The sequence below is a fragment of the Sphingomonas sp. 28-62-20 genome (assembly GCF_002281505.1).
Window position 1 is genome coordinate 21,528 of record NZ_NCGH01000004.1, and the last position, 22,926, is coordinate 44,453.

Below are 22,926 nucleotides of genomic sequence, written 5' to 3' on the forward strand. Positions count from 1 at the left end.
ACCGGCCAAGCGAGCGATCAGGCGGCGATCGTTTCAGCGGGCTGTTCGGTGGCGCCCCCGGCATGATCAGCAATCAGCGCGACCATCTGATCGACCTTTGACGGCGGCAGATCATGCGCCATTTCCGGGATGATCACGAGCCGGGCATTGGGAATGCGGCGCGCAATATCCTCACTACACGCCATCGGCACGAGCGGATCAGCGGCACCGTGGATCACCAAAGTCGGCGCAGTCACGCGCGGCAAGGCCACTGCTCGGGTTCGGTCAGCGATAATCGCCAGCATCTGCCGCCGCACGCCAAGCGGGTTATATCCGCGATCAAACGCCGCCGCTGCAAGCCCGCGATAGGCATCCGCCGGGCGGGTGGGATCGGGGTGACCGATCAACGCCAGCAACTCGGCACCTGCCTCAATCGCCCAATTGCGGTCAGGATTAGCGGGCCGCTTAGCCATCAGTCGCTTGCGTATCTCCGCCGAGGGGCCGGGCAAGCCGTGCGCGCCGCTCGACGACATGATCGATGTCAGACTGAGGACACGGTTCGGCGCGGCGATCGCGACCCGCTGCGCGATCATGCCGCCCATCGACACGCCAACAATATGCGCCGCCTGAATATCAAGCGCATCGAGCAGCCCAACCGCGTCCGCCGCCATATCGGCGATCGAATAGGCAAGCGGAAAACGCAAACCCAGCCGTGTGGCGATGACGGCCATCACTGGGCTGATGGCCGATGCGCCATGAAGATAGGTCGATTCGCCGATGTCGCGATTATCATATTGGATAACGCGGTAACCCGCATCGACAAGCCCGGCGACAAAGGGTTCGGGCCAGGCGATATGCTGAGTGCCCAGGCCCATGATCAGCAAGATGGCAGGCGCGGTACGATCACCGCTTTCCTCATAATGCAGATCGACACCATTGACGGACAGCTTGGGCATGAAAATCTCCGCATGGTGCCACAACCGGCACCAACGGCTTTACGCTAATGGCAATGCCAAGCTTTTGGCAAGTGGCGTGCCTATTTCGCCTCGGCAACCAAAACCGCCGCCTGCGGCCCGGCCCAATCCATGCCGCCCAGCATCCGCCACACTTCATGCCCCGATGCATCATAGAGGATCGTGGTCGGCAGATTGGCCTGATAAGCGATGCTGAGCGCCGCTTGCGGATCGCGGTAAGGCTTTAGCGCCCGGAACTGCGCGTTTTTGAAGAAGGGATCGACCTTGGCCGCGCCCTCCAGATCCTGGCTGACCGCGAGCACGGTGACCTTGCCATCCAGCCGCGCGGCAAGCGCATCAAGCGTCGGCATTTCAGCGACACACGGCGCGCACCAGGTCGCCCAGAGGTTGAGCAACACCGGCTTGCCAGCAAAGTCGGCAAGCCTAACCGGCTTCCCGGCCGGATCAATGAATTGCAGCGTCGATGCCGCCTCCCCCTGATGCTGGCGATCAAGCACCCCCATTGCCTTCGCCCCGCCCGTCGCTGCACCGCTTGGCGCGCTGACTTCATCGGGCATCGCTGCGCCGGTTTTTACTTGCTTAGGGGCGTTTGCTTGCTCCGGGGCGCTCGATTGCCTATCGCAACCGCCGGCGACGAGCAGGACCATCAGGAGACATAAGATCAGCGGGCGCAGCACCATAACGGGGGAAAGCTCCAATGCCATGTGGGGCGGGCGCTTCGCTGAAGGGCCTGCGGCGGTGATGCGCGAGATAAACGCGTCGATACCGTTCGACAAGCGGCTGTGGCGGCAGGATGTGGCCGCTTCGCTCGCGCATGTCGCGATGCTGGGCCAGCAGGGCATCGTCACCACCGAGGATGCCGCCGCGATCAGCGCCGGGCTGGCAGCCGTCGCTGCCGATTATGAAGCGAACGGCGTCGCTGAGGATATGGCGCTGGAAGACATTCATATGCAGACCGAGGCGCGGCTGGCCGAGAAGATCGGCCCGGTCGCCGGTCGGCTCCACACCGCGCGATCCCGCAATGATCAGGTCGCGACTGATTTCCGGCTGTGGGTGCGCGATGCGATCGATCAGGTCGATACCGCCCTGGGCGGGTTTCAGGACGCGCTGATTGCGCGCGCCGAAGACCATGCCGACAGTGTCATGCCCGGCTTCACGCATTTGCAAAGCGCGCAGCCCGTCACGCTCGGCCACCATCTGATGGCCTATCACGAAATGATCGCGCGCGATCGTGACCGTTTTGCGAGCGCCCGCGCGCGCGGCAATCAGTGCCCGCTGGGCAGCGCCGCCCTGGCCGGTACGGGTTTCCCGATCGACCGGGCAATGACCGCCGCCGCGCTGGGCTTTGACGCGCCGACGCGCAATTCGCTCGATGCCGTGTCAGACCGCGATTTCGCTCTCGATTATCTGATGGCGGCAACCCAGTGTGCGCTGCATCTGTCGCGGCTGGCCGAGGAATTCATCCTTTGGGCGTCGCAACCCTTTGGCTTTGTCTCGCTGAGCGATCAATGGTCAACCGGCAGTTCGATCATGCCGCAAAAGCGCAACCCCGATGCCGCTGAGCTGGTACGTGGCCATTCGGGCCGGATCGCCGGGTGCATGACGGCGCTGGTCATGACGATGAAGGGCCTGCCGCTCGCTTATTCAAAGGACATGCAGGACGACAAGCCGCCGGTGTTCGAGGCGCACGATCTGCTCGCCCTGTCCATCGCGGCGATGACCGGGATGGTCGCCAGCGCAACCTTCCGCACCGAACGGATGCGCGCCGCCGCCGAGGCAGGCTTTTCCACCGCCACCGACCTTGCCGATTGGCTGGTCCGCGAAGCCGGGTTGCCGTTTCGCGAGGCGCATCATGTGACCGGGCGAGTCGTGAAGCTGGCCGAAGAACGCGGCACAGCGCTTGATCAAGTGCCGATCGACGCGCTGCGCGCGATCGACTCGCGGATCGACGACAGCGTGTATAAGGTGCTCAGCGTCGATGCATCGGTGGCGAGCCGCACCAGCCTGGGCGGCACCGCTCCGTTGCAGGTGCGCGCGGCTATTGCCGAAGCAAGACGGCGGCGTGAAGGAGAAGGCGCGTGAGAAGGTTGATCATCATGGCGGCACTGGCGCTGGCAAGCTGTGGATCGGCCAATGGATTGAAACCCATCGGCACAGCGACACTGCCGCCCAAAGCCTATGGCGCGACTGAAACGCCGACGCCTGTCCAGCTAATCACCCCGAACAGCCAGGCGCGGCCCGAGCGCAGCGATGAATTGCTGCGATCGTCCGATCAGCGCCGCGGCGACCAGTTCGACCTGCCACCAACGGACTGAGTCATGGATCATTTCGCCCTAAGGGACGGCGCGCTTTTTTGCGAAGGCGTGTCGCTCGAAACCATCGCCGCTGAGGTTGGCTCCCCGGTCTATGTCTATTCCAGTGCGACGTTTGAACGCCATGCCCAGGTGTTTCGCGACGGGCTGAAGGACTGCGGCCGCATTCATCTGGCCTATGCGATCAAGGCCAATCCCAACCGCGCGGTGCTGCGCCTGCTTGCCAATCAGGGCTATGGTGCCGATGTGGTTTCGGGCGGCGAATTGTCGCGCGCGCTGTCTGCGGGGATGGCACCGGCCGATATCGTGTTTTCGGGGGTCGGCAAGACGCGCGGCGAGCTGACCCAGGCGCTGTCGGTCGGCATTGGCCAGTTCAACCTGGAGCTTGAGGAAGAGGGCGAAGTGCTCGCCGCCATTGCCCATGCCCAGGGCTTGACCGCGCAAGCGACCCTGCGGGTGAATCCCGATGTCGACGCCGGCACCCACGCCAAAATCTCCACGGGCAAGGCGGAGAACAAGTTCGGCGTGCCGATTGATCAGGCCCCGGCGATCTTCGCCCGGCTGGCCGCCCGGCCCGGCATCAATTTGCGCGGCGTGGCGATCCATATCGGCAGCCAGCTCAGCACGCTCGCGCCGCTTGAAGCAGCGTTTACGCGGATCGGCCAGCTCGTCGCCGATCTGCGCGCCGCCGGCCACCCGATCGACCGGGTCGATCTCGGCGGCGGGCTTGGCGTGCCCTATCGCCCCGGCGAGGTAACGCCGAGCCCGGCCGAATTCGGCGCCATGGTCGCTCGCGTCACCAGGGGCTGGGATGTTGAACTGATGTTTGAACCGGGCCGCGTCATTGCCGGCAATGCTGGCGTGTTGCTCACCAGGGTAATCTGGGTGAAGCCGGGGGTGACTCACCCCTATGTCATCGTCGATGCCGCAATGAACGACCTTGCTCGGCCCGCACTCTATGACGCTTACCATGATTTTGTCGCGGTACGGCCAACGGGTGAACGGATGATCGCCAATATCGCCGGCCCGGTCTGTGAAAGCGGCGATACCTTTGCGATGGGCCGCGATATCGACCGGGTCGTCTCGGGCGATCTGGCGGTCTTCCGCACGGCGGGGGCGTATGGCGCAACGATGGCGAGCACCTATAACAGCCGCGCGCTGGTGCCTGAAGTGCTGGTGCATGGCGACAAATATGCCGTGGTGGCCGACCGGATCGCCGCCGAAACGATCCTGGCGGCGGAACGTCTGCCCGATTGGCTGACCCCATGACCCTGCACAGCCTGCCGATCTTCGTTCGGCTGGCGGGGCGCGCGGTGATCCTGCTGGGCACAGGCGAAGCGGCGGACGCCAAGCGGCGCTTGCTGGAACGGGCCGGGGCGATGATCGTCGGCGAGGAGGCGACGGCATCGCTCGCCATCGTCGCCATCGAAGACGGGCCAGACGCCCTGGCAGCGGTGGCTCGACTGAAGGCGCGCGGGCTGCTGGTCAACGCAGTCGATCGCCCGGCCTTGTGCGACTTTACCCTGCCAGCGATCATTGACCGTGATCCGGTGCTGGTCGCGATCGGCACGGGCGGTGCATCAGCGGGGCTGGCGGCGGCGCTGCGACAACGACTGGAGGCGATGTTCCCCAGCCAGCTTGGCCAGCTGGCGACCGCGCTATTTGCGGCGCGCGGCGCGATGCGCGCACGCTGGCCCGATGGCGCTGAACGCCGACGGGCGCTGGCGGCCGGATTGGCAGCAGGCGGGCCGATCGACCCGTTTGGCGTCGATCCCGATATCGGGTTCTGGCTCGATGACGGGGCCGATGCGCCGACCCATGAACTGTTGATGGTCCGGCTGCGCTCGGCTGATCCCGACGATCTAACGTTGCGCGACGCGCGCGCACTGGCGCAGGCCGACCGTCTCTATCACCCCGCCGATGCACCGCCAGCGATCCTGGATCGCGCCCGCGCCGATGCTGACCGGATCATCGGCACCGCCCCGGCGGATCTGCCGTCGGGCCTTTCCGTCCAACTGGAGATGCCCCGATGAGCGGCTTTGCCTATCGCCTGACCGGGGACATGATCACTCGAACCACTCCCGAAGACGCGTTGACAGGCAGCGATCAGCTCGTCTGGGTGCACCTGCACAGCAATGACGACGAGGCCAAACAATGGCTGACCGAAGCGGCCAAGCTCCCCGACTATATCGTCGAATCACTGACCGCGACTGAAACCCGCCCGCGCTGCGACCAGATTACCGACGGCGCTTTCCTCAATCTGCGCGGTCGATCGAGCGAGGAAATGTCGATGTCCGATCCGCTCGCTTCGGTGCGGATCTGGGCAGTGGCCGGGCGAGTCTTTTCGGTGACGCGGCGACCACTCACCGCGCTGGATATCGTGGTCGCCAGCGTCGAGACTGGCTTGATCCGCGATCCAGGCGATCTGATCGCTGAATTCGCCGCCGCCATCACCGCCGATCTTGATCCCGAAGTCGCCGATCTCGGCGATGCGCTGGACGATTGCGAGGCTGATCTTGATGCCGATCGCATTTTCCAGCTCCGTCGCGAAGTCACCAAGGTGCGCGTCAAGGCGATTGGCTATCGCCGTTTCCTGTTTCCGCAGCGCGCGGCGATCGAAAAACTGGCGGCATTGCCGATTGGGTGGTTGCAGGAGGATGACCGCGTCCATCTGAACGCCGCCGCTGACCGCGCTGCCCGCATGGCTGAAGAGCTTGAATCGATCCGGGAGCGATCAGCGCTGATGCACGAAGCGCTTACCGATCTGCGCGCCGAACAGATTGACCAACGATCGCTGATCATTTCCGTAGTCGCGATGATTTTCCTGCCGCTGACCTTCCTGACTGGCCTGCTCGGCATGAATGTGAAGGGTATCCCTTACGCCGAACAGCCCTGGGCATTTGATGGCGTGGTCTGGGTCTGCGTGGTGATCGGCTTTGCGATCTCGCTCTATTTCATCCGGCGTCGCTGGTTCCGCTAAGCCGTTCGAAGCGATCGTTGAGCATCTGCAACGACGCGATCAACCGCAGCCGATCGGCGCGGGTTTCAGCAAGTTCGACTCGGGTCTCGCCCAGTTCCATCGCGCGCGACGCGATGCGGGCATCAAGCGTCGCATTGGATCGTTTCAGCTCAGCAAAGCGGCGGGCGCGATCTATCACGCGATCAATCCGCGCGGCGAGCACCTGAAAATCAAACGGCTTGGCGACATGATCATCAGCACCAGCGGCCAACGCCTCAATCGCCGCGCCGGCGTCACTCCGGCCAGTGACCATGATCACCGGGAGATCTGCGGTCTCTCGATTGCCGCGAATTTCGTTCAGCACATGCAGGCCCGACATGCCCGGCATCACCATATCGAGTAGCACCATATCAAAACCGCGCGCTGCGATCAGATCCAGCGCTTCATGGCCATTGTCACTCAGCACCACGAGATAGCCGAGATGCGCCAGCCGCCGACCGAGCACGTTCAAATTGGTGCGGCTGTCGTCCACGGCAAGGATCGTGCGGGTCGACCCGCGCCGGGCGGCACCAGCCGGAAGATCGTCGCGCGTGAATAATTCCATGATGTCAGCCCCCAATTCCGGGCTTCACCCTAGGGCCGGGCTAGTCAGCAAATGGTTAACGCGCGCGACATCATTACACGGCGGCGTAAGATTCAGCGTTTGCCGACACTCGCCCACGCGTCGGCGATCTGCGCCATGCTGGTTGCAACATCGGTAAAGGGTGCCGGATCATCGCCCAGGCTGGCGTCGATCAGCTTGGCGCGGGCACCCCGATACAGCCCGGCCAGCGTCTTCGACAAGCTGCCCCCGCGTTCAAAATCCAGCCCGGCTTCCAGGGCGAACAGGATCGACACCGCGCGGGTCGCCTTTTCGCTTTTCACCGCCCGGTTGCCGCTGGTGATGGCGGCGACCACGCCCCTCAGCGCGCGACCAAGCTCCTCATAGAGCAATGCCACCAATTGATGCGGGTTGGCTTCGCCGGTGCGGCCGACAATATCGATCTGGCGATAAGTCGCATCGGGGTTGCGCCCGAGCGTGGTGGCATAATGCGCCATTAATTGCTCGTTTTCGGTGCGAAGAAGCTGGTGAGCAAGGATTGCGTCGATTTATAGGCCGTCACCCGCGCATCAGATCCTGAAAACTGCTTGGTCAGCCGGGCGCGCACCACTTCCTTATCGCTATTGGCCTTGTCCAGCGCGTCGCTCAACGTGGTTTGCTGTTTGCTGTAGCGGCTTTCGTTCGCGCCCAACCCAAAGCTGGTGTTGGTCGCTGCATCGGCGATGGCCTGAAACGCTGCGGCGATCCCGCCACCGGTCGCGCCCGAACCGTTGAAAAACAAGGCCTCGACTGCGTCGGGAAAATTGGTGAGTGCGGCGGTGAGCTGATCGGCATTGACGCTGAGCGTGCCGTCCCGATTGGTCGACACGCCGATTTCAGCGAGCGAACTGGGGGCACCCACCGCGGTCGGCGTGGCAAGCTCGGTGAGCGTGAAGCGACGCAGCGACTGCTGCAAAGCGCGCGCGGTCGGATCATTGGCGAGGGGGCCGGTGGTGGCATTGGTCTGCGACTTAACGACATTCTGCAAGCTGTTGAACGCGGCCACCAGATCATTGACCGATGTCCGCAGTTGATCGGTCGGTGCCGTGCTGCCCAGCGCCACCCGGGTGCCGGGGGCAGCGGCGACCAGATCAAGCTTCACGCCATCGACCAGATCGCTGATTGAATTGCTGTTGCGGGTAACGGGAATCCCATCGACCGCCACGATCGCATCCTGCGCCACCGTCCCGAATATGGCGCCCGCCTTGCCCTGAACAATTTCAAGCGCGGCAAGGCCAGGATTACCGACATCCTCGGTTGCCGTCAGCGTAAAGGCCTGATCAGCGCCGGTTTTGCTCTTGAGCGCAAGCCGTGCCCCCGATGAATCGGTAATGACGCTGGCGGTAACCCCGGCATTGGCGGCGTTGATTGTCGCGGCAATCTGATCAAGGCTGTCATTGCCAGCGGTGATGGCGATATCGATCGGCGTCGCACTGCCGGCGACGAAGCTGCCGCCGCCAACTGATCCGCTGCCAAAGGTCAACGTCAAGGTGCCCGTGCCATTGGCGGCGCTGCGGCTGGCAGCGGCGGCGCTAGCGACGGATTGCGCCTGGGCGAGCTGTTGCACTTCAATCGTGGTGGCAAGGCCCGTCAGCTTGGCGGCGGGCAACGCGGTCGCCTTGACGATTGCGGGGTTTGAGGTGGTCGGCGCTGTGGTCAGCAAGCCGCCTGTCGCGAGCGATTTCAGGCCGGCAGCGAAATCGGTGATGCTGCTTTTGAGCTGCGACACACCAGAAATCTGGGCCGAAACTTTCTGGTTCTGGGTATTGATCGCTCTGGTTTTGGCTGAGAATTGCGCATCAACCAGCTGATTGACCAGCGAGGTGATGTCGATTCCGGAGCCTGCGCCCAGCGTATTGACGACCGAATCGACCATGATGCGTTCCTATTGCCCCACCCCATAAAGCGACCGGTTCGTGCAAATCTTTAGGGGCTGCCCGTGATTTTCACGCCGTTTTCGTCGAACCGCGCGGTTTCCGGCACGGTGATTGGCGGCGGGGTGCCACCGGCTTTCGCGTTGAGGCCAAAGACAAAGGCGAGCACCGTTGCGATGGCCAAATAGAGATCGTCGCGAACCTCCTGCCCTTCGCGGCTGGTGTAATAAATGGCGCGGGCAAGCATTGGATATTCAAGCGTCGTGATCCGCGATTCCTGCGCCAGTTCGCGGATCGCCTGCGCGGTGACGCCACGCCCCTTGGCAACCACCACCGGCACCTGATCCCGCCCGCGGTCATAACGCAGCGCCACCGCGAAATGGGTCGGGTTGGTGAGGATGACATGCGCTTCGCTGACCGCTTTGCGCATATTGCGCTTGGCGAGATCATGGCGGCGCTGGCGCTGTGCCTGTTTGTTTTCAGGATTGCCTTCGCTTTCCTTGTGCTCGTCCTTGATCTCCTGCTTGCTCATCCGCAATTTGCGCAACAGCTGGATAATCTGGATCGGCACATCGATGCCCGCGATCACAACTAACCCGGCAGCCATCGCAAACAAGGTGCCGATCAGCATCGATCCCAGCGACGCAACGCTGTTCTGCAAGTCTGAGGTCGCCAGCCCGATCGACTGGGTGGCGACATGAATCAGCATATAATAGCCGATCGATCCGAGCAGGATCACCTTAAGCAACGACTTGCCAAGCTCCACCCAGCCCTGCGGCCCAAAAATCCGCTTCAGGCCAGAGGCAGGATTGATCCGGCTGGCCTTGGGCGCCATCAGCTTGCCGTTAAAGGTCAGCGCGCCGAGCCCGACCTGGCTGAAGATCGCGGCGAGAACGGCAATCGCAAACATCGCGATCATCGGCGGCGCAATCTGCCAGCCGGCAATCGCCAGCGACCGCATCGGTTGAAAATCATCAATGTCGCCCGACCCGAACGAGAAGCTGGCGATCATCAGCCCCTTGCACGCCGCCATCAGCGCCGGACCGAACAGTGCCAACCAGCCACAACCGGCCAACACCACCAGTGCGGTCGCAAATTCGCGCGATCGCAGGACTTGGCCGTCATCAAACGCCTTTTGCTTGCGCTTGGGTGTTGGGCCTTCTGTCTTTTCGCCAAATTCGTCTGCCATCAGCCAAGCACCAGATGCTCAGCGGCGGCAAGGCCTTCCTGGATGATGACGATCATGTAATCGCCCATCGCCGGAAAGGCGATGGCGAGCGCAACAACGCCGACCGCAAGGCTCATCGGCAGGCCAACGGCAAACAAGTTGAGCGCCGGGGCCGAGCGCGAGAGCATGCCGACCACGAGGTTGAGGCACAGCAACAAAAAGCCGACCGGCAGCGCCAGCAGAAAGCCAGCCGAAAAGGCATAGCCACCGAAAATCGCGATATCGCGCAGCCGTTCGACCGCAATCCACGGCGCACCGGGCGGCAACACGGCATAACTGCGCACCACCATCTCCACCAGCATCAGATGGCCGTTGACCGACAGGAACAGCAAGGTGAGCAACGTCATCATGAACTGGCCAAGCGCAGTGCTCGACCGGCCATTTTGCGGATCGATCGCCGACGCAAAGCCGATCCCCATCGACGTGCCGATCAATTCGCCCGCCACCAGCGGCGCGGCAAAGGCGATTTGAAGGACAAAGCCGATTGCCAACCCGACCAGCGCCTCTGCTGCCACCGCTAGAAATGTGGCAGCGGCAAAGACTTGCGCCGGTGCGGCAATCGGATGTGCGGCGAGCACCAGTACCCCGATCGCCCCGGCCAGGGCGATCCGCACCTGCAACGGCACGCCAACCGCCCCGAACACCGGCGCTGCGATAAAGGTGGCGCTGACGCGGATCATCACGAACAGCAGCGTCCAGAGCTGAGGCTCAATCGAGAGGCCAAAGCCTAGCATGGCGCGACCGATGAGCGCGCGCGTGTCGCGCGCCACATGGGCAAGCCCGGTCGGCGGGGCCATAGCCCCGACCGACGTCGCGGCTTTGTCGTGACGGCGTGCTTGCGCGTGCCCATGATTATTTCACCAGATCGGGAATGCGCTCGAAGATCGAAATCGTGAAATCGCTGAGCAAGCCCAGGATCAGGCTGCCGAAGATCACCAGCGACACCGCGACCACGACTAGCTTTGGCACAAAGGTCAACGTCTGTTCGTTGATCGAGGTGGCCGCTTGGACCATGCCAAGGATCAGGCCCGACAACAACGCCGGGATCAGGATCGGGGCGGAAGCGAGCGCCAGTACCCACAGCGCCTGGTTGGCAACGGTCAGGAAATATTGCGTGTCCACAGCCGCGCTACCTCACAAAACTATTGGCAAGCGACCCCATTGTCAGCGCCCAGCCATCGACCAGCACGAACAACAACAGCTTGAAGGGTAAAGAAATAATCGTCGGTGAGACCATCATCATCCCCAGTGACATCAGCACCGAGGCGACGATCAGATCGATCACAATGAAGGGCAGGAAGATCAGAAACCCGATCTGGAAGGCGGTTTTCAGCTCACTGGTGACATAGGACGGCAGCAGCACCGAATAGGGCACATCGGCCGGCTTGGCATAAGGACCGCTCTTGGCGATCTGCGCGAACATCGTGATGTCCTTCATCCGCGTTTGCTTCAGCATGAAGGCGTGGAGCGGCTTGCCAGCGGTGGAGATCATCTCCGTCGCGCCGATCTTGCCCGCAGCATAGGGCTGGATCGCATTGGCATTCATGTCGTTCAGCACTGGCGCCATGATGAAAAAGCTCAGGAACAGCGACAGGCCAACCAGCACCTGATTGGGCGGTGTCTGTTGCAGGCCAAGCGACTGGCGCAGGATCGACAGGACGATGATGATCCGTGTGAAGCTGGTCATCATCAGCAAAATGCCGGGCAAAACCGACAACAGGCCCATGATGATGAGGACCTGGAGCGACAGCGACAATGGCGCATTGCCCCCGCCAAGGTCGCCCAGCGCGCGATCGATCGCGTCGCCTGCACCGGGCACCGATGGTGCGACCGGGGCAGCCGGCGCCGCTTGCGCAAAGGCGGGCACAGCAATGATCAGGCAAAACACCAGCGCCAGCAGGATGAGCGCAATCCGGCCTGCCCAGCCGCGTGCGGCTGGCGCAGGCGCGGTCTTGAACAAGCTCTGGCGACCTGCGCCAAGGCGGCGCACAACCGGCGCGCTCATTGCCCAATCCGATCTTGTCCGCCCCGATCGATCAGGTTGACGCCACCCCGGCCAACCGAGACGAGCAATTTGCGACCCTCAAATTCCAGCACGGCGAGCTTCAGCCCGGGCGAGATCATCATCGTTTCCTTGACGCTCAGCATCCGATCGGCCTGTTGGCCGGGCAGCCGTTGTTCAAGCCTGCGCCACAGATAGAGGCAGCCAATCATCAGGCCGCAGACCAGGGGCAGCAGCACCGCGATCTTGAGGATATATTCCCACATCATTACCGGCTGGCCCGCTTTTCGGGGGAAACCAGTTCGGTCATCCGCACGCCGAAGCGATCCCCGACGGTAACGACTTCGCCACGCCCGATCAGCGTGCCGTTGACGAACACGTCGAGCAATTCATTCGCTGCGCGATCCAGTTCGATCACGCTCGCCTCCCCCAGCGCCAGCAATTCGCGCAAGGTGAGCGAGGTTGATCCAATCTCGACGGTCAGCTTGACATCGACGTCCTGAAGCAGCCTGAAATTGGCCGCCACTGCCCCATCGACGGGGAATCCCCCAGTCATGTCGTTCATCGATAATCCTCTTCATCTATGCGTTCGATCATCGTCAGGCGGATCGCCGCCTTGCCGTTAGACGTGCCAACCGTGCCCGTGCCGAGCCGGTCGCCGCCGACCATCACCGGCACATCGTTGCCAAAGCTGATTGGAATGACGTCGCCGGCTTTCAGCTCCATCAACTTGACGAGCGAAATCATCGGTTCGGCCAACACGGAGCGGACGGGGAATTTTACCCCCATGACCGCACGCGTCAGGCCGTTGCGCCAGGCCGGATCGGGCGCGGCGGCCCGGGCATGCACCTTGCCGGTCAACGACGGTGCATGGGGCTTCAGCGCGGTGACCGGATAGACAATGTCGATAAAGGTCGGTTTGGCGGTGCCCGCAGCGATGCCGAAACGCGTGATAACCACGGCATCGTCAGAATCGAAATCGGCAAGCAGCGCCGGGCTGGTTTCCATATGGCCCGGGCGAAATTCAATCCGCGCCAGGGGTTCCCAGGCATTTTTGAGCGGCCCGGCCAGGATTGTGCCGAGGCGACCGACCATCGCTTCGGCAGCGGGCGAAAATTCCGCTGGCAACGCATGCGGCGCTTCGCCCGAACCGCCGAAAAACTGATCGAGCAATTCAAGCACGAACTTGCCATCGAACAGGATCAATGCGGTGCCCGGCGATGGGCTCATCGCCATTGGCAACCAGGCGGTCAGGCCATCAGGACGCTCGGCGCGGTAATCGGCAAAGCGCTGGACGACCAGCGGCTCTGCCCAGATGCGCGCTTCGCGGCGCAACAAGGGTTCAAACACCCCCCGCAGCGACCGGGCAAACAGCGCAGACAAATGCTGCAGCGTGTGCAGATCGCCAAAGGGATTGAGGTTGGCCACCCCCAGCACGGCAGCATGCGACGCAGCGGGGCGCGACCGCCCCTGCTCGCGCCGCTCGCCTGCCACCGTTTCTGAAGGCTCGTTAACCATGCCTCACTGAACAACGAAATTGGTAAAGTAGACGTTACCAACGCCGCCGAATCCCTCTTTTTGCTTCAAAACTTTGTTAATGGCGTGGACGAGATGGATTTGGAGCTGACGTTTGCCTTCAACGGCGAACACCTGTTCCTCGGTCGCATCGCCCAACGCGAGCAGGATGGCCGAGCGGACAGCGATCTCGTGCGTCTTCAGATTTTCGATGATCCGCTCGTCATAAGGCGTCGAAACCGCGATGCCGACTTGCATGAAATGGACGCTTTCGCGCAGGTTCGAGGTGAACTCCTTTTCCATCGCATAATAGGTTGAGGCATATTTATCGCCGCCCTTGCCCATCGGTTCATGGCCGCCGCTGTCGCCGCCGCCGCCATGACCATCTTCCTTATTGCCGCCACGGACTTGTTCACTTTTGGGGACGAGGCGCGGCATGTTGACGTGTTCTGCCGCATGCGATTCGCCGCCACCGCCGATCAACCCGGCTTGCATCGCATAAAGGCCGCCGCCTACCCCACCACCGATGACAACCAGCAGCAGCACCAGGATGATGATCCACTTTTTTGCGCCACCCTTTTTCTTGGGTGCAGCGTCGACGTCCTTGTCTTCAGATTTGGCCATGATGTTTCCCCTTCGGTCTAAGCAATACGGTGATCGGAAGCCGCCAACGCATCGGCGCTATTGTTTCGGGTGGCGCTTGGCGGCGCTGCGGGCGCGGGCTGAGCGCGGCGCTGATCCGCGCCCTGGCCCAATGACTGGCCCTGATTCTGGCCCTGGCTGGTTGCCAGCGCGCTGCCATCGACGCTGGCATCGCCCAGCCGCAGCCCGCGCGCATCGGCAAGCGCGGCCAGGCTAGGCTGCGCTTCAACCAGCAAAGCGCGGGTTGCCGGGACATCGGCGGTGAAATGGACATGCAGCGTATCGCCCTGCCGGTGCAGCGCGACATCAATCTTGCCGAGCGCATCGGGCACCAGCCGGATCCGCGTATCGCGGGCATTGGCGACATCCTGGCTGGCATCAATACGATCGATCAGCGCCCGCGCCCAATCCTCGCGGCGCATATCGATCGGCGCGCTTTGCGTATCGGTCTGTTCTGCCGGCGCTGACGGAAACACGGCAGTAGGGGCCGGTGCACCCAACGAGGCCGGAGCACCATCATCGCTTTTTACGCGCAACGGGCGGACTGCGCTTGCCGCGATTCCCGCCGCAAAAGCGCGCGCCGCTGGCACTATCGATCCAATCAAGGGGGTCGGCAGCGGCGAATGTGGGATCAGCCGCGCTGTTGGCTCCGGCTTAATATCGGGCTGGAGTGAAATTGGCTGGCTGACCGGGATCAAGGCCGACGCGCGCTGACCATTGGAGGTCACGCTGGAAGGCAGCGCCGGGGCGGTGAGGAGCTCAAACGATGGCGCTTGGCTGCTCCCTGCCCCTTGCGACACGAATGGCAACGGTTCAGCCGAAATGTTCAGCCGCGCAACCGTCACAGGCGGCCGGGCGAGCGAAGCACCAGGCGCAGTGGCCAGGATCGTCGATTCGGAATCAGGCGTGGGCGCCGAAGCAACGGGCACCGGCAGTGGCGTTGGCGAGGGCGCGGCGAAGAATGGCAATGGGGTGGCTATGCTCTGGTCGGCTTGTGCATCGGTCACCGGATCGGCTGCATTGCGCCGAGCGACTGGAATGCCGCCGGCGACTGACGACCGGGCAGGCGTGGCGCTGGACGCTGCAGGCAGGATCGTCGATTCGCGTTCGGGCGTGATCGCCGAAGCAGCAGTCACGGGGAGCGGGTTTGGCGACGGCAGGGAAAACACCAATAACGACGCGGCCGCGCGCTCACTGACCGGCGCATCATTAGCCTGATCGGCTTCATCGCGCTTAGCACTCGGAATGCCGCCGAGAACTAGCGACCGGCCTGGCGAGCCACGAAGCGCCACAGTCGCGATCGTCGCTTCGCGATCAGGCGTGATCGATGAAACCACCGGCGAGGACGCGGGCTCGCCCCGATTGTCTTGAGCATCGGTCGCCGAATCGCCAGCGCTGCGCTTGGCGCGGGAAGTTTCGCCCAATGCAGATGCCGGTTTTACGATCTGCTGATCGATCGGCAGCGTCTCCGAACGGGCGGTGAAGCGGGCCGCTTTGGGCTGGGAGGCGGAGCGCGCTGGTGGCGCCGGGAGATCGCCATCCGCCAGCGGCACTGCATCATCACCGGCAACGGTCAATGCCAGGTCGGCAGTCGCGACCAGCGGCGTAAGGACGCCCGGCGATGGCGGACCGGCAACCAGCGGCGACGCAGGCAGCGTCTTGCCGATGTCGGCAAGTGTTTGCCGCCCAATCGGCAACCCCGTCTGCAACACCGTCGGCAGCGGGGGCGCAACCGGCGTCGATCCAGATACCGGGATGACAGGCGGATCGGTATCGTGCTGAGTGACCAATGCCGCCAGCGCCTGCGCGAAATCGCCCGATGCGCCCGAAGACGGGGCCGCTATCGGCAAGAACGGGCTGGCAATGGCAGGCGATGGTGACAGTTCGAACATGCAAAAACCCAATGGGCGCAATCGCCCATCAGGTGATTAGCAAGGATCGTGCCGATTTTTGCGGATCGCTGGCGCTTCTTCGAGCGCGCGCATCGCCTTGATCACGGCGGCCTGATCATCACGCGCGATCAGCTTTTCGATCGCTGATTGATCGCGTCGGGCTTCCCGAGTCGCCTCATTGGCGCGTTCCAGGCTGCGCGTTGCGGCCTGGAGTCGCGATTCGGCGGCAACAGCGGACTGATGAAGGCGGTCCCGAAAATGGGCAGCGGCGATGAACGAAAAGGCTTCGGCTGCGCTTTGTTCAGGCGCCACGTTCTGGGCGAGCTGAGCGATGCGGTGGCGCAACGCATCCTCGCTGGCGACCTTTTCCCGCGCCTGCTCCTCCGCCGCGCGGACCAGCCCCAATTGCAGCGTCCGCACCCGCAGGATCCGATCGAGCGAAACCCCGCGCTTAGCCATCACCAAAGACGCCGGTCAGCTCGGCCACGGCATCATCCAGCGAGACGACGTCATCTGAACCCTGGCGGATATATTCCGTGATCGCGCCATGGCTGGCGATGGCCTGATCAATCGCAGGATCGGCGCCGGCGCGATAGGCGCCCATCAGCACAAGGTCGCGGTTTTCCTCATAGGTGGCCAGATGCCCGCGCAGCACGCGGGCGGCGCGCTGGTGCGGTTTGGTGGTGATATCGGTCATCACCCGGCTGACCGAGGGGCCAATATCGATCGCGGGATAGATGCCGCGTTCGGCGAGCTGACGCGACAGCACGATATGCCCGTCCAGGATCGACCGCGCACTGTCGACGACCGGATCATTGCCGTCATCGCCGTCGGCAAGCACGGTGTAGATTGCCGTGATCGACCCGCCCGACGAAACGCAGGTACCGGCCCGCTCGATCAAATTGGGCAGCATCGCGATGGCAGAAGGCGGATAGCCGCGGGCGCTGGCGGGTTCGCCAAGCGCCAGGCCAATCTCGCGCCCGGCATGCGCGACACGCGTCAGCGAATCCATGATCAGCAGCACATTCTTGCCCTCGGCGCGAAACGCTTCGGCAATCGCCGTCGCCCGCAGCGCACCGCGAATGCGCAGCACCGGCGAATGATTGGCCGGCACCGCGACAATCACCGCGCGTTGCCGCGCCTCGCCCGCCACCTTGGTCTCCAGAAAATCAGCGACCTCACGGCTGCGTTCACCGATCAGGCCGATCACGATCACATCAGCGGCAGCGGCGCGCACGATCATGCCGAGCAGCACTGATTTCCCGACGCCCGACCCCGCCATGATGCCGATCCGCTGGCCCTGCCCAATCGTGAGCAAGCCATTGATCGCGCGGACGCCGACATCCATCGGCGTCAGCACGCGCCCGCGATCGAGCGGGTTTTGCAGTTTGCCGGCAATCGGCCAATGGCCCGCGCCTCGGATCGGGCCTAGCCCATCGATTGGCTTGCCCGCCCCATCGACCACGCGGCCAAGCAAAGCGGCCCCCACCTCCGCTTCGCCCGGCGCACCAAGCGGGCGAACCGGGGCTTGCGGCAACAATGGTGCTGGCCCGCCGAGATTCATCAGCAAGGTGCGGCCACCGCGAAAACCGATCACTTCGCCTTCAACCCGGCCCTTGCCCGTGCCAATCGAACAAATTGTGCCGACCGGTAGCGACAAGCCCGTCGCCTCCATCAGCAACCCGTCAAACGAAGCAAGCCGCCCCGAAACGCGCGGTCGCGGCGCGAAGTCAGCGGCAGCGATACCATCGAGATAATCGGCGGTAAAACGGTTCAGCATGAAGGCACAGCGACGCGATCAATCGCTTGGGCAAGCTGTTCGAGCCATAATTCCGGCCCATCCTCAACAATGGTCGATGCCGATTCGAGCAGGAAGCTGCCGCGATCAATGGCCGCATCGCCCACCAGCGTGATCGTCGCGGGCAGTTTGTCGGCAAGCAACGCGCTATCGTCAGGATGAACCCGCAGCGTTGCTGATTCAGCACTATCGGCGAGCATGTCGGCGGCAGCGGCCACGCGGCTGGCAAGCAGATCGGCGGAAATGCCCACTTCGCCCACCAATTTGGTCAGCAGCACCAAGACCGATTCACGCAACTGACGGGCAAGCTGGTCGCGATCGAACCGATCGCTGGTCTTCAGCGCATGCGCCAGCGCCTGCAGCAAGGCCACATCACGTTCATAGGTTTGACGTTCCAGATCGCGACCATGCGCCACGCCCTCGGCAAAGCCGTTCGCGCGGGCCGTCTCAATCGGATCGACAAAGCCGGTCGGCTCGGTCTGCGGATTAAGCGGGTCCCAGCCCTGGGTTGGGTCATTCGCGGGATCGGCGGGACTGAAGCTCTTGGGGCTCGATTCTTGCGGTGCAAAGGATTTGGGGCGCCCCCGGCCAACCGCCCGCGCCTTCAGATCCGCAGGGGCAAATCCCTGCGGTTCATCATCAATGGCACGGTGCAACGCCTGGGCAGCGGCATCGTGACGCGCCGAAAATCCGGCGGCAAAATTAGACATAATCGTCGTCGCCTCCGCCCATCATGATCGTGCCTTCCTTGGCCAGGGTCCGCGCGATCTGAATCATCGATTTCTGCGCCTCGAGCACTTCGGACAGACGCATCGGCCCGCGCGATTCCAGCTCGTCGCGAATACCGTCTGCGGCACGGCTCGACATGCAGGCCAGGAAACGGCCGCGCATCGATTCGTCGACCCCCTTGAGCGCGCGCACCAGAATATCGCCATCGATATTGCGGATAAGAGTGCCGAGATTCTTGTCGTCCAGTTCGAGCAGATTGTCGAAGACGAACATTGCCTCTTCGATCGCCTTGGCGGTTTCGCGATCGATCTTGAACAACTTCGGCATCACGCGCGCTTCGGTCGTCTTGCGCGCGCTCGACATGATCTTCGCCGCCTCGCGGGTGCCGCCAAGCAACACACCATTTGATTGCTGGCTCGCGGTGATCCGGCCCGTCAGCATAGTTTTCAGCGTCTCGACCGCCTCGGGCGTGATCGGGCCCAGCCTGGCAATGCGGTGAAGCACATCGGGCTGCACCCCATCGGGCAGCAATTCGAGCACTTGCGCGCCGACCGCGGGATCGAGATTGGCGATCAGCACCGCTGCAATTTGCGGATGTTCCTTTTCGATCAACCCGGCGATCTCGCTCGCATCGAGCCAGTCGAGCAGGTCAATCTGGCACGCATCGGCGGGCGGGGTGATCCGGGCCAGCACGCTGTCTGCCTTTTCCTGGCCAAGCGCGCGGTTCATCATCGATTCGATGCGCGGGCGTGGATCAAAGCCAACCCCGGTGCGGGCACGCGCCTTGCCGACGAAATCGTCGAGCACGGTTTCAACCTCAATCTCGCTGACATCGGCGACCGCAAACATCGCCTTGCCAAGCTGGCGCACCTCTTCTGGATCCAGCTTTTGCAGGATCGCTGCGGCTTCGTCGTCGCCGACCAGCATCATCAGCACGGCTGCCCGTTCGACGCCGGTGTAGCTCTTGATCGGCTGTTCCATCAGCTTGCATCCGCCTTGATCATGTCGCGCACGGCAAGCGCCGCGCGGGAGGGATTGTCCCGGGTAAAGCCGCGGACAATGCCGATGCGATCGTCAAAATTCCGCGCATTATCGATCATCTCGATGCTCACCGGAATGGGAACGCCATCCTGCATCTGCGGTGCCGCCGTGCCGGCCATGTGCCCGCCCGATAGCGCCACCCCAACCGCGTTGCGCGACGGCGCTGGCGCCTCATCGCGCTTTTTCAATACGGCCTTGGCAAGCGGGCGGATCCCCAGGAACAGCACCATCACCGCGATCAGGATTGCCGTTACATTGCGGGCAACGATGGGCAGCCAGGCGGCATCATACCAGGCGGGCTTTTCATCAAGCGTCACTGATGGCGCAAATTTGCGAGCGATCACGGTGACCTGATCATTGCGCGCGGCATCATAGCCCACCGCCGCCCGAACTAGTGACGTTATCTGCTGAATCTCCACCGGGCTGCGCGGCTTGCTCCCTTCGGGATCGCGCAGCAACACAGCGACCGACAGCCGCTTGACCGTGCCGGGCATGGCGCGGGTGACCGAGATTTCCTTGCCCAGATCATAAGCGCGGGCGTAGTTTTCCGCCTGTTTCGCCGGGCTATCGGTTGCGGGTGGGGGCGTTGGCGTCGCACCAGCCGCCGGGGTTGCCGCTGCGGCAGGCGTTTTGCTGGCGTTGGTGACGGTCGATGCCGGGGTCGCGGAATTGGACAGCGCACCGGGAATGCCGCCTGGCGCCTGGTCTGCGCCAGCAGCGCCGACGCCAGTCCAATTGCCCTGTTCAGCGCGGAGCGCACCCTGCTTGTCATAGCTTTCGCGCGTCGCCTGGGTTTCGTCGAGATCAACTTCAGCCTGGATTTCGGCCGAGAAATTGCCCGGACCAAAAAGCGGCGTCAGCAATTGCAGCAATTGGGCGCGATATTTGTCCTCAATCCGGCGTTGAAAATCGATCCGCGCATCACCGGCCAGCGTGGTTGAATCCTGACCCTTCACGTGCGTGAGCAGCGCGCCCATCTGATCGACGACGGTAACCGCATCGGTCTTCATGCCGGGCACGGACGAGGCAACCAGATTGATGATCGAGCTGACCTGCGCTTCTGAAAGGCTGCGACCGGGCTGGAGCTTCAGGATCACCGAGGCGGAGGGTGCGGCATTATCGCGCACGAACACGCTTGTCTCCGGCATGGCCAGATGCACGCGCGCTTCCGCCACCGAATCAATTTCCTGGATCGATCGAGCAAGTTCGGTCTCGCGCGCCTGGCGCAACCGCTCGCCTTCAACCGCGCGCGACACGCCCATCGGCAGACTGTCCAAAATCTGGTAGCCGCCCGGCGCCGCCTTGGGCAGGCCCTGGCCGGCGAGCAAGATACGGGCCCGCGAATAATCATCCTCGTTAACGGTGAGCGCGCCACTGCCTTCATCAATGCGGGCCGTGATATTGGCCTGTTGCAGCGCCGCTGTCACCGCCGCCTTGTCGCTGTCAGGCAGCCCAGAAAACAAGGTTTTCTGCTGCGGTGTCGCCAGCGTCATCCAGGCAAGCGCTGCGGCCGCGACCAGGCTAACCAGCATGATCATCGGCAAGCTGCGCCGCACGGCTGGCTGCTGCAAAATCGATCCGATCTGGCGGATCGGGTTGGCAAAACGCTCCGGCATAACGGGCGTGGCGGGGGTGAGTTGGTTGCTCATCGATTAAACCGGCATGCTCATGATGTCCTTGTAAGCGGACAGAAGCTTGTTCCTGACCTGCAGCGTCGCTTCAAAGCCGATCGAGGCTTCCTGGCGCGCCAACATCACCTTGGCGATGTCGACATTCTCACCGCGCTCATAAGCACTGCTGAGCGTGCTCGCTTTGCTCTGCGCGCCGTTGACGCCATCCAGGACCCCCTGGAGCGTCGCCCCAAAGCTGGTCGTTTCACTGGCTGGCTGGCCGACCGGAGTCGCCGCACCGGCGGTGGCGCGTTGCAGCGCCTGATTTTTCTCAAGGATCTGCGCCCGCAACGCGAGCACCCGATCGACCCCCATTGGGCCGCCGACACCACCGATACTGCTCATGCCGATGCCACCTTGCTATACCCGTTGCCATAGGCTGGGGCGATGTCCTCACCTTGTTCGCGGGCCTTGGCCAACCGGTAGCGCAAGGTGCGTTCCGAAATGCCCAGCCGCCGCGCGGTTTCGATCCGGCTGCCGCCGCACGCCATCAACGTTTCGCGAATGGCCTGAAATTCCGACATCTGGACGATGTTGCCCAAGGTCGCTGGCGTCGCATCCCGCACGGGTGCGGGCATTGCCGCCTGAGCCGGGCGATCGAACAGGATATGGGCAGCGCTGATCGTATCGCCGGCCGCAAAGAGCAGGGCGCGCTGGATCACATTTTCAAGCTCGCGGACATTGCCCGGCCAGTCATGCTGGACGAGCACATCGATTGCCGAGGCGTCGGGCCAGGGAATCGTTGCGCGGCCAACCGCATGGCGCAGCACCATCGTCGCGGTAAGCGCCGCAATATCAAGGCGGCGCTCGGCCAATGGCTTGGTGGAAAGCGGAAAAACGCTCAGCCGGTAATAAAGATCGGCGCGGAACCGCCCTTCGGCGACCTCGATCTGCAAATCGCGGTTGGCGCAAGCAATGACGCGCACGTCAATCGGCTCTGGCACTGACGCGCCGAGCGGCACCACCTCGCGCTCCTGCAAGGCACGGAGCAACTTCGCCTGTAGCTGGATCGGCATTTCGGCAATTTCGTCAAGCAGCAAGGTGCCGCCATTGGCCGCGCGGAAAAATCCCTCGCCACCCGATGACGCGCCGGTAAACGAGCCCTTCTGATGGCCGAACAACAATGCCTCCAACATCGTTTCGGGCAATGCCGCGCAGTTGATGGCGACAAACGGGCCATCTTTGCGCTGCGATCCATTGTGGATCGCGCGGGCGAGCACTTCCTTGCCCGTGCCGGTCGGGCCATTGATCAGGACCGTAATGTCCGCCGCCGCAACGCGTTCTGCCAGCGCATAGAGTGCCAGGCTTTCAGGATCGGCGGCCGTTGGCATGTCAGTGCCAGCGACAAGCGCGCGGGCAAATCCGTCGCCAACGGCGGCATCTTCAGGCGGATAGGCGATGCGGGCCGGATGGCCGTCGCGCGACGGCACCACATAACGGCCGGCATCGCCGATGATCACCGTCCGCGCGGGCGCGGGCGGCGCTTCACCTTCTGCGATCACGAACAAATCGCCCGGCTGCGGCTTGCTATCGTCAGTGCCGATCGCAAAGCCCTGGCTGCGGAGCGAGGAGATCAGCGCATATTTCTGCCGAAGCACTGCTGCCGATGGATAGATGGAACGCATTAAATTCCCCCTTGGATGCACATGACATGCGGCAATTCTGGTAAAT

At 63.2% G+C, this 22,926-nt stretch carries 26 protein-coding genes; 5 read left to right on the forward strand and 21 right to left on the reverse strand.

Going from position 1 to position 22,926, the window contains the following annotated elements:
• Positions 1-17: 17 nt before the first annotated feature.
• Positions 18-935: an alpha/beta fold hydrolase gene (locus B7Y43_RS04180; protein ID WP_374130364.1), complete on the reverse strand. Its 918-nt coding sequence runs from the start codon at positions 933-935 to the stop codon at positions 18-20.
• Positions 936-1,015: 80 nt separating this feature from the next.
• Complete coding sequence (locus tag B7Y43_RS04185) at positions 1,016-1,510, reverse strand: TlpA family protein disulfide reductase (protein WP_374130365.1); 495 nt, start codon at positions 1,508-1,510, stop codon at positions 1,016-1,018.
• A 145-nt stretch (positions 1,511-1,655) separates the two neighbouring features.
• Here B7Y43_RS04185 and argH point away from each other — a divergent pair, with 145 nt between their 5' ends.
• Genes argH through B7Y43_RS04210 form a run of 5 tightly spaced genes read left to right on the forward strand, consistent with a single transcriptional unit; the run spans position 1,656 to position 6,245 of the window.
• Positions 1,656-3,035 carry an argininosuccinate lyase gene (gene argH, locus B7Y43_RS04190; RefSeq protein WP_374130366.1) on the forward strand — a complete coding sequence of 460 codons (1,380 nt, stop codon included), beginning with the start codon at positions 1,656-1,658 and terminating at the stop codon, positions 3,033-3,035.
• A complete protein-coding gene (locus B7Y43_RS04195; RefSeq protein WP_374130367.1) occupies positions 3,032-3,268 on the forward strand; it encodes a hypothetical protein in 237 nt (78 codons plus the stop codon). Before argH ends, B7Y43_RS04195 begins: the two co-directional genes overlap by 4 nt.
• A gap of 3 nt (positions 3,269-3,271) precedes the next feature.
• Positions 3,272-4,534, forward strand: a complete 1,263-nt coding sequence (lysA, locus tag B7Y43_RS04200) for a diaminopimelate decarboxylase (RefSeq protein WP_374130368.1) — start codon at positions 3,272-3,274, stop codon at positions 4,532-4,534.
• Complete coding sequence (locus B7Y43_RS04205; protein WP_374130369.1) at positions 4,531-5,298, forward strand: NAD(P)-dependent oxidoreductase; 768 nt, start codon at positions 4,531-4,533, stop codon at positions 5,296-5,298. Before lysA ends, B7Y43_RS04205 begins: the two co-directional genes overlap by 4 nt.
• On the forward strand, positions 5,295-6,245 hold the full coding sequence (locus tag B7Y43_RS04210; RefSeq protein ID WP_374130370.1) for a zinc transporter ZntB: 951 nt from the start codon (positions 5,295-5,297) through the stop codon (positions 6,243-6,245). Before B7Y43_RS04205 ends, B7Y43_RS04210 begins: the two co-directional genes overlap by 4 nt.
• On the opposite strand, the gene B7Y43_RS04215 is transcribed toward B7Y43_RS04210, so the two are convergent.
• The 19 genes from B7Y43_RS04215 to B7Y43_RS04305 form a co-directional block, all read right to left on the reverse strand.
• Positions 6,220-6,828 (reverse strand): response regulator, encoded by a 609-nt coding sequence (locus B7Y43_RS04215; protein WP_374130371.1) that lies wholly within the window; start codon positions 6,826-6,828, stop codon positions 6,220-6,222. The two genes, B7Y43_RS04210 and B7Y43_RS04215, sit on opposite strands and share 26 nt — an antisense overlap.
• 92 nt (positions 6,829-6,920) lie before the next feature.
• Positions 6,921-7,322: a flagellar protein FliS gene (locus B7Y43_RS04220; RefSeq protein WP_374130372.1), complete on the reverse strand. Its 402-nt coding sequence runs from the start codon at positions 7,320-7,322 to the stop codon at positions 6,921-6,923.
• Positions 7,322-8,740 carry a flagellar filament capping protein FliD gene (gene fliD / locus B7Y43_RS04225; RefSeq protein WP_374130373.1) on the reverse strand — a complete coding sequence of 473 codons (1,419 nt, stop codon included), beginning with the start codon at positions 8,738-8,740 and terminating at the stop codon, positions 7,322-7,324. The genes B7Y43_RS04220 and fliD overlap by 1 nt, the downstream gene beginning before the upstream one ends.
• A gap of 50 nt (positions 8,741-8,790) precedes the next feature.
• Positions 8,791-9,927: a flagellar biosynthesis protein FlhB gene (locus tag B7Y43_RS04230; protein ID WP_374130374.1), complete on the reverse strand. Its 1,137-nt coding sequence runs from the start codon at positions 9,925-9,927 to the stop codon at positions 8,791-8,793.
• Positions 9,927-10,700: a flagellar biosynthetic protein FliR gene (gene fliR, locus B7Y43_RS04235; RefSeq protein WP_374130495.1), complete on the reverse strand. Its 774-nt coding sequence runs from the start codon at positions 10,698-10,700 to the stop codon at positions 9,927-9,929. The genes B7Y43_RS04230 and fliR overlap by 1 nt, the downstream gene beginning before the upstream one ends.
• Before the next feature lie 118 nt (positions 10,701-10,818).
• Positions 10,819-11,088 carry a flagellar biosynthetic protein FliQ gene (gene fliQ, locus B7Y43_RS04240; RefSeq protein ID WP_374130375.1) on the reverse strand — a complete coding sequence of 90 codons (270 nt, stop codon included), beginning with the start codon at positions 11,086-11,088 and terminating at the stop codon, positions 10,819-10,821.
• A 7-nt stretch (positions 11,089-11,095) separates the two neighbouring features.
• Positions 11,096-11,971, reverse strand: a complete 876-nt coding sequence (gene fliP, locus B7Y43_RS04245) for a flagellar type III secretion system pore protein FliP (protein ID WP_374130376.1) — start codon at positions 11,969-11,971, stop codon at positions 11,096-11,098.
• Positions 11,968-12,237 carry a flagellar biosynthetic protein FliO gene (locus B7Y43_RS04250; RefSeq protein ID WP_374130377.1) on the reverse strand — a complete coding sequence of 90 codons (270 nt, stop codon included), beginning with the start codon at positions 12,235-12,237 and terminating at the stop codon, positions 11,968-11,970. Before B7Y43_RS04250 ends, fliP begins: the two co-directional genes overlap by 4 nt.
• Positions 12,237-12,533, reverse strand: coding sequence for a flagellar motor switch protein FliN (fliN, locus tag B7Y43_RS04255; protein ID WP_374130378.1), 297 nt, complete (start codon positions 12,531-12,533; stop codon positions 12,237-12,239). Before fliN ends, B7Y43_RS04250 begins: the two co-directional genes overlap by 1 nt.
• Positions 12,530-13,486, reverse strand: a complete 957-nt coding sequence (locus B7Y43_RS04260) for a flagellar motor switch protein FliM (protein WP_374130379.1) — start codon at positions 13,484-13,486, stop codon at positions 12,530-12,532. Before B7Y43_RS04260 ends, fliN begins: the two co-directional genes overlap by 4 nt.
• A gap of 3 nt (positions 13,487-13,489) precedes the next feature.
• Complete coding sequence (gene fliL / locus B7Y43_RS04265) at positions 13,490-14,107, reverse strand: flagellar basal body-associated protein FliL (protein WP_374130380.1); 618 nt, start codon at positions 14,105-14,107, stop codon at positions 13,490-13,492.
• Between the two features lie 17 nt (positions 14,108-14,124).
• Positions 14,125-16,017, reverse strand: coding sequence for a flagellar hook-length control protein FliK (locus tag B7Y43_RS04270; protein WP_374130381.1), 1,893 nt, complete (start codon positions 16,015-16,017; stop codon positions 14,125-14,127).
• Positions 16,018-16,053: 36 nt separating this feature from the next.
• Positions 16,054-16,476 carry a hypothetical protein gene (locus B7Y43_RS04275; protein ID WP_374130382.1) on the reverse strand — a complete coding sequence of 141 codons (423 nt, stop codon included), beginning with the start codon at positions 16,474-16,476 and terminating at the stop codon, positions 16,054-16,056.
• The gene (locus tag B7Y43_RS04280) at positions 16,469-17,797 is read right to left on the reverse strand and encodes a FliI/YscN family ATPase (protein ID WP_374130383.1); all 1,329 of its coding nucleotides are present in this window, start codon (positions 17,795-17,797) and stop codon (positions 16,469-16,471) included. Before B7Y43_RS04280 ends, B7Y43_RS04275 begins: the two co-directional genes overlap by 8 nt.
• Positions 17,791-18,525, reverse strand: coding sequence for a FliH/SctL family protein (locus tag B7Y43_RS04285; protein ID WP_374130384.1), 735 nt, complete (start codon positions 18,523-18,525; stop codon positions 17,791-17,793). Before B7Y43_RS04285 ends, B7Y43_RS04280 begins: the two co-directional genes overlap by 7 nt.
• Positions 18,518-19,525 carry a flagellar motor switch protein FliG gene (fliG, locus tag B7Y43_RS04290; protein ID WP_374130385.1) on the reverse strand — a complete coding sequence of 336 codons (1,008 nt, stop codon included), beginning with the start codon at positions 19,523-19,525 and terminating at the stop codon, positions 18,518-18,520. The genes B7Y43_RS04285 and fliG overlap by 8 nt, the downstream gene beginning before the upstream one ends.
• On the reverse strand, positions 19,525-21,234 hold the full coding sequence (fliF, locus tag B7Y43_RS04295; protein WP_374130386.1) for a flagellar M-ring protein FliF: 1,710 nt from the start codon (positions 21,232-21,234) through the stop codon (positions 19,525-19,527). The genes fliG and fliF overlap by 1 nt, the downstream gene beginning before the upstream one ends.
• Before the next feature lie 3 nt (positions 21,235-21,237).
• Positions 21,238-21,600 (reverse strand): flagellar hook-basal body complex protein FliE, encoded by a 363-nt coding sequence (fliE, locus tag B7Y43_RS04300; RefSeq protein ID WP_374130387.1) that lies wholly within the window; start codon positions 21,598-21,600, stop codon positions 21,238-21,240.
• Entirely contained in the window at positions 21,597-22,880 is a 1,284-nt protein-coding gene (locus B7Y43_RS04305) for a sigma-54-dependent Fis family transcriptional regulator (protein ID WP_374130388.1), read from the reverse strand. Before B7Y43_RS04305 ends, fliE begins: the two co-directional genes overlap by 4 nt.
• Positions 22,881-22,926 lie beyond the last annotated feature (46 nt).

Coding starts and splice junctions, on each gene's coding strand:
- B7Y43_RS04180 (WP_374130364.1), bottom strand. CDS start 935: ATGCCCAAGCTGTCCGTCAATGGTGTCGATCTGCATTATGAGGAAAGC.
- B7Y43_RS04185 (WP_374130365.1), bottom strand. CDS start 1,510: ATGCCCGATGAAGTCAGCGCGCCAAGCGGTGCAGCGACGGGCGGGGCG.
- argH (WP_374130366.1), top strand. CDS start 1,656: ATGTGGGGCGGGCGCTTCGCTGAAGGGCCTGCGGCGGTGATGCGCGAG.
- lysA (WP_374130368.1), top strand. CDS start 3,272: ATGGATCATTTCGCCCTAAGGGACGGCGCGCTTTTTTGCGAAGGCGTG.
- B7Y43_RS04205 (WP_374130369.1), top strand. CDS start 4,531: ATGACCCTGCACAGCCTGCCGATCTTCGTTCGGCTGGCGGGGCGCGCG.
- B7Y43_RS04210 (WP_374130370.1), top strand. CDS start 5,295: ATGAGCGGCTTTGCCTATCGCCTGACCGGGGACATGATCACTCGAACC.
- B7Y43_RS04215 (WP_374130371.1), bottom strand. CDS start 6,828: ATGGAATTATTCACGCGCGACGATCTTCCGGCTGGTGCCGCCCGGCGC.
- B7Y43_RS04220 (WP_374130372.1), bottom strand. CDS start 7,322: ATGGCGCATTATGCCACCACGCTCGGGCGCAACCCCGATGCGACTTAT.
- fliD (WP_374130373.1), bottom strand. CDS start 8,740: ATGGTCGATTCGGTCGTCAATACGCTGGGCGCAGGCTCCGGAATCGAC.
- B7Y43_RS04230 (WP_374130374.1), bottom strand. CDS start 9,927: ATGGCAGACGAATTTGGCGAAAAGACAGAAGGCCCAACACCCAAGCGC.
- fliR (WP_374130495.1), bottom strand. CDS start 10,700: ATGCTAGGCTTTGGCCTCTCGATTGAGCCTCAGCTCTGGACGCTGCTG.
- fliP (WP_374130376.1), bottom strand. CDS start 11,971: ATGAGCGCGCCGGTTGTGCGCCGCCTTGGCGCAGGTCGCCAGAGCTTG.
- B7Y43_RS04250 (WP_374130377.1), bottom strand. CDS start 12,237: ATGATGTGGGAATATATCCTCAAGATCGCGGTGCTGCTGCCCCTGGTC.
- fliN (WP_374130378.1), bottom strand. CDS start 12,533: ATGAACGACATGACTGGGGGATTCCCCGTCGATGGGGCAGTGGCGGCC.
- B7Y43_RS04260 (WP_374130379.1), bottom strand. CDS start 13,486: ATGGTTAACGAGCCTTCAGAAACGGTGGCAGGCGAGCGGCGCGAGCAG.
- fliL (WP_374130380.1), bottom strand. CDS start 14,107: ATGGCCAAATCTGAAGACAAGGACGTCGACGCTGCACCCAAGAAAAAG.
- B7Y43_RS04270 (WP_374130381.1), bottom strand. CDS start 16,017: ATGTTCGAACTGTCACCATCGCCTGCCATTGCCAGCCCGTTCTTGCCG.
- B7Y43_RS04275 (WP_374130382.1), bottom strand. CDS start 16,476: ATGGCTAAGCGCGGGGTTTCGCTCGATCGGATCCTGCGGGTGCGGACG.
- B7Y43_RS04280 (WP_374130383.1), bottom strand. CDS start 17,797: ATGCTGAACCGTTTTACCGCCGATTATCTCGATGGTATCGCTGCCGCT.
- B7Y43_RS04285 (WP_374130384.1), bottom strand. CDS start 18,525: ATGTCTAATTTTGCCGCCGGATTTTCGGCGCGTCACGATGCCGCTGCC.
- fliG (WP_374130385.1), bottom strand. CDS start 19,525: ATGGAACAGCCGATCAAGAGCTACACCGGCGTCGAACGGGCAGCCGTG.
- fliF (WP_374130386.1), bottom strand. CDS start 21,234: ATGAGCAACCAACTCACCCCCGCCACGCCCGTTATGCCGGAGCGTTTT.
- fliE (WP_374130387.1), bottom strand. CDS start 21,600: ATGAGCAGTATCGGTGGTGTCGGCGGCCCAATGGGGGTCGATCGGGTG.
- B7Y43_RS04305 (WP_374130388.1), bottom strand. CDS start 22,880: ATGCGTTCCATCTATCCATCGGCAGCAGTGCTTCGGCAGAAATATGCG.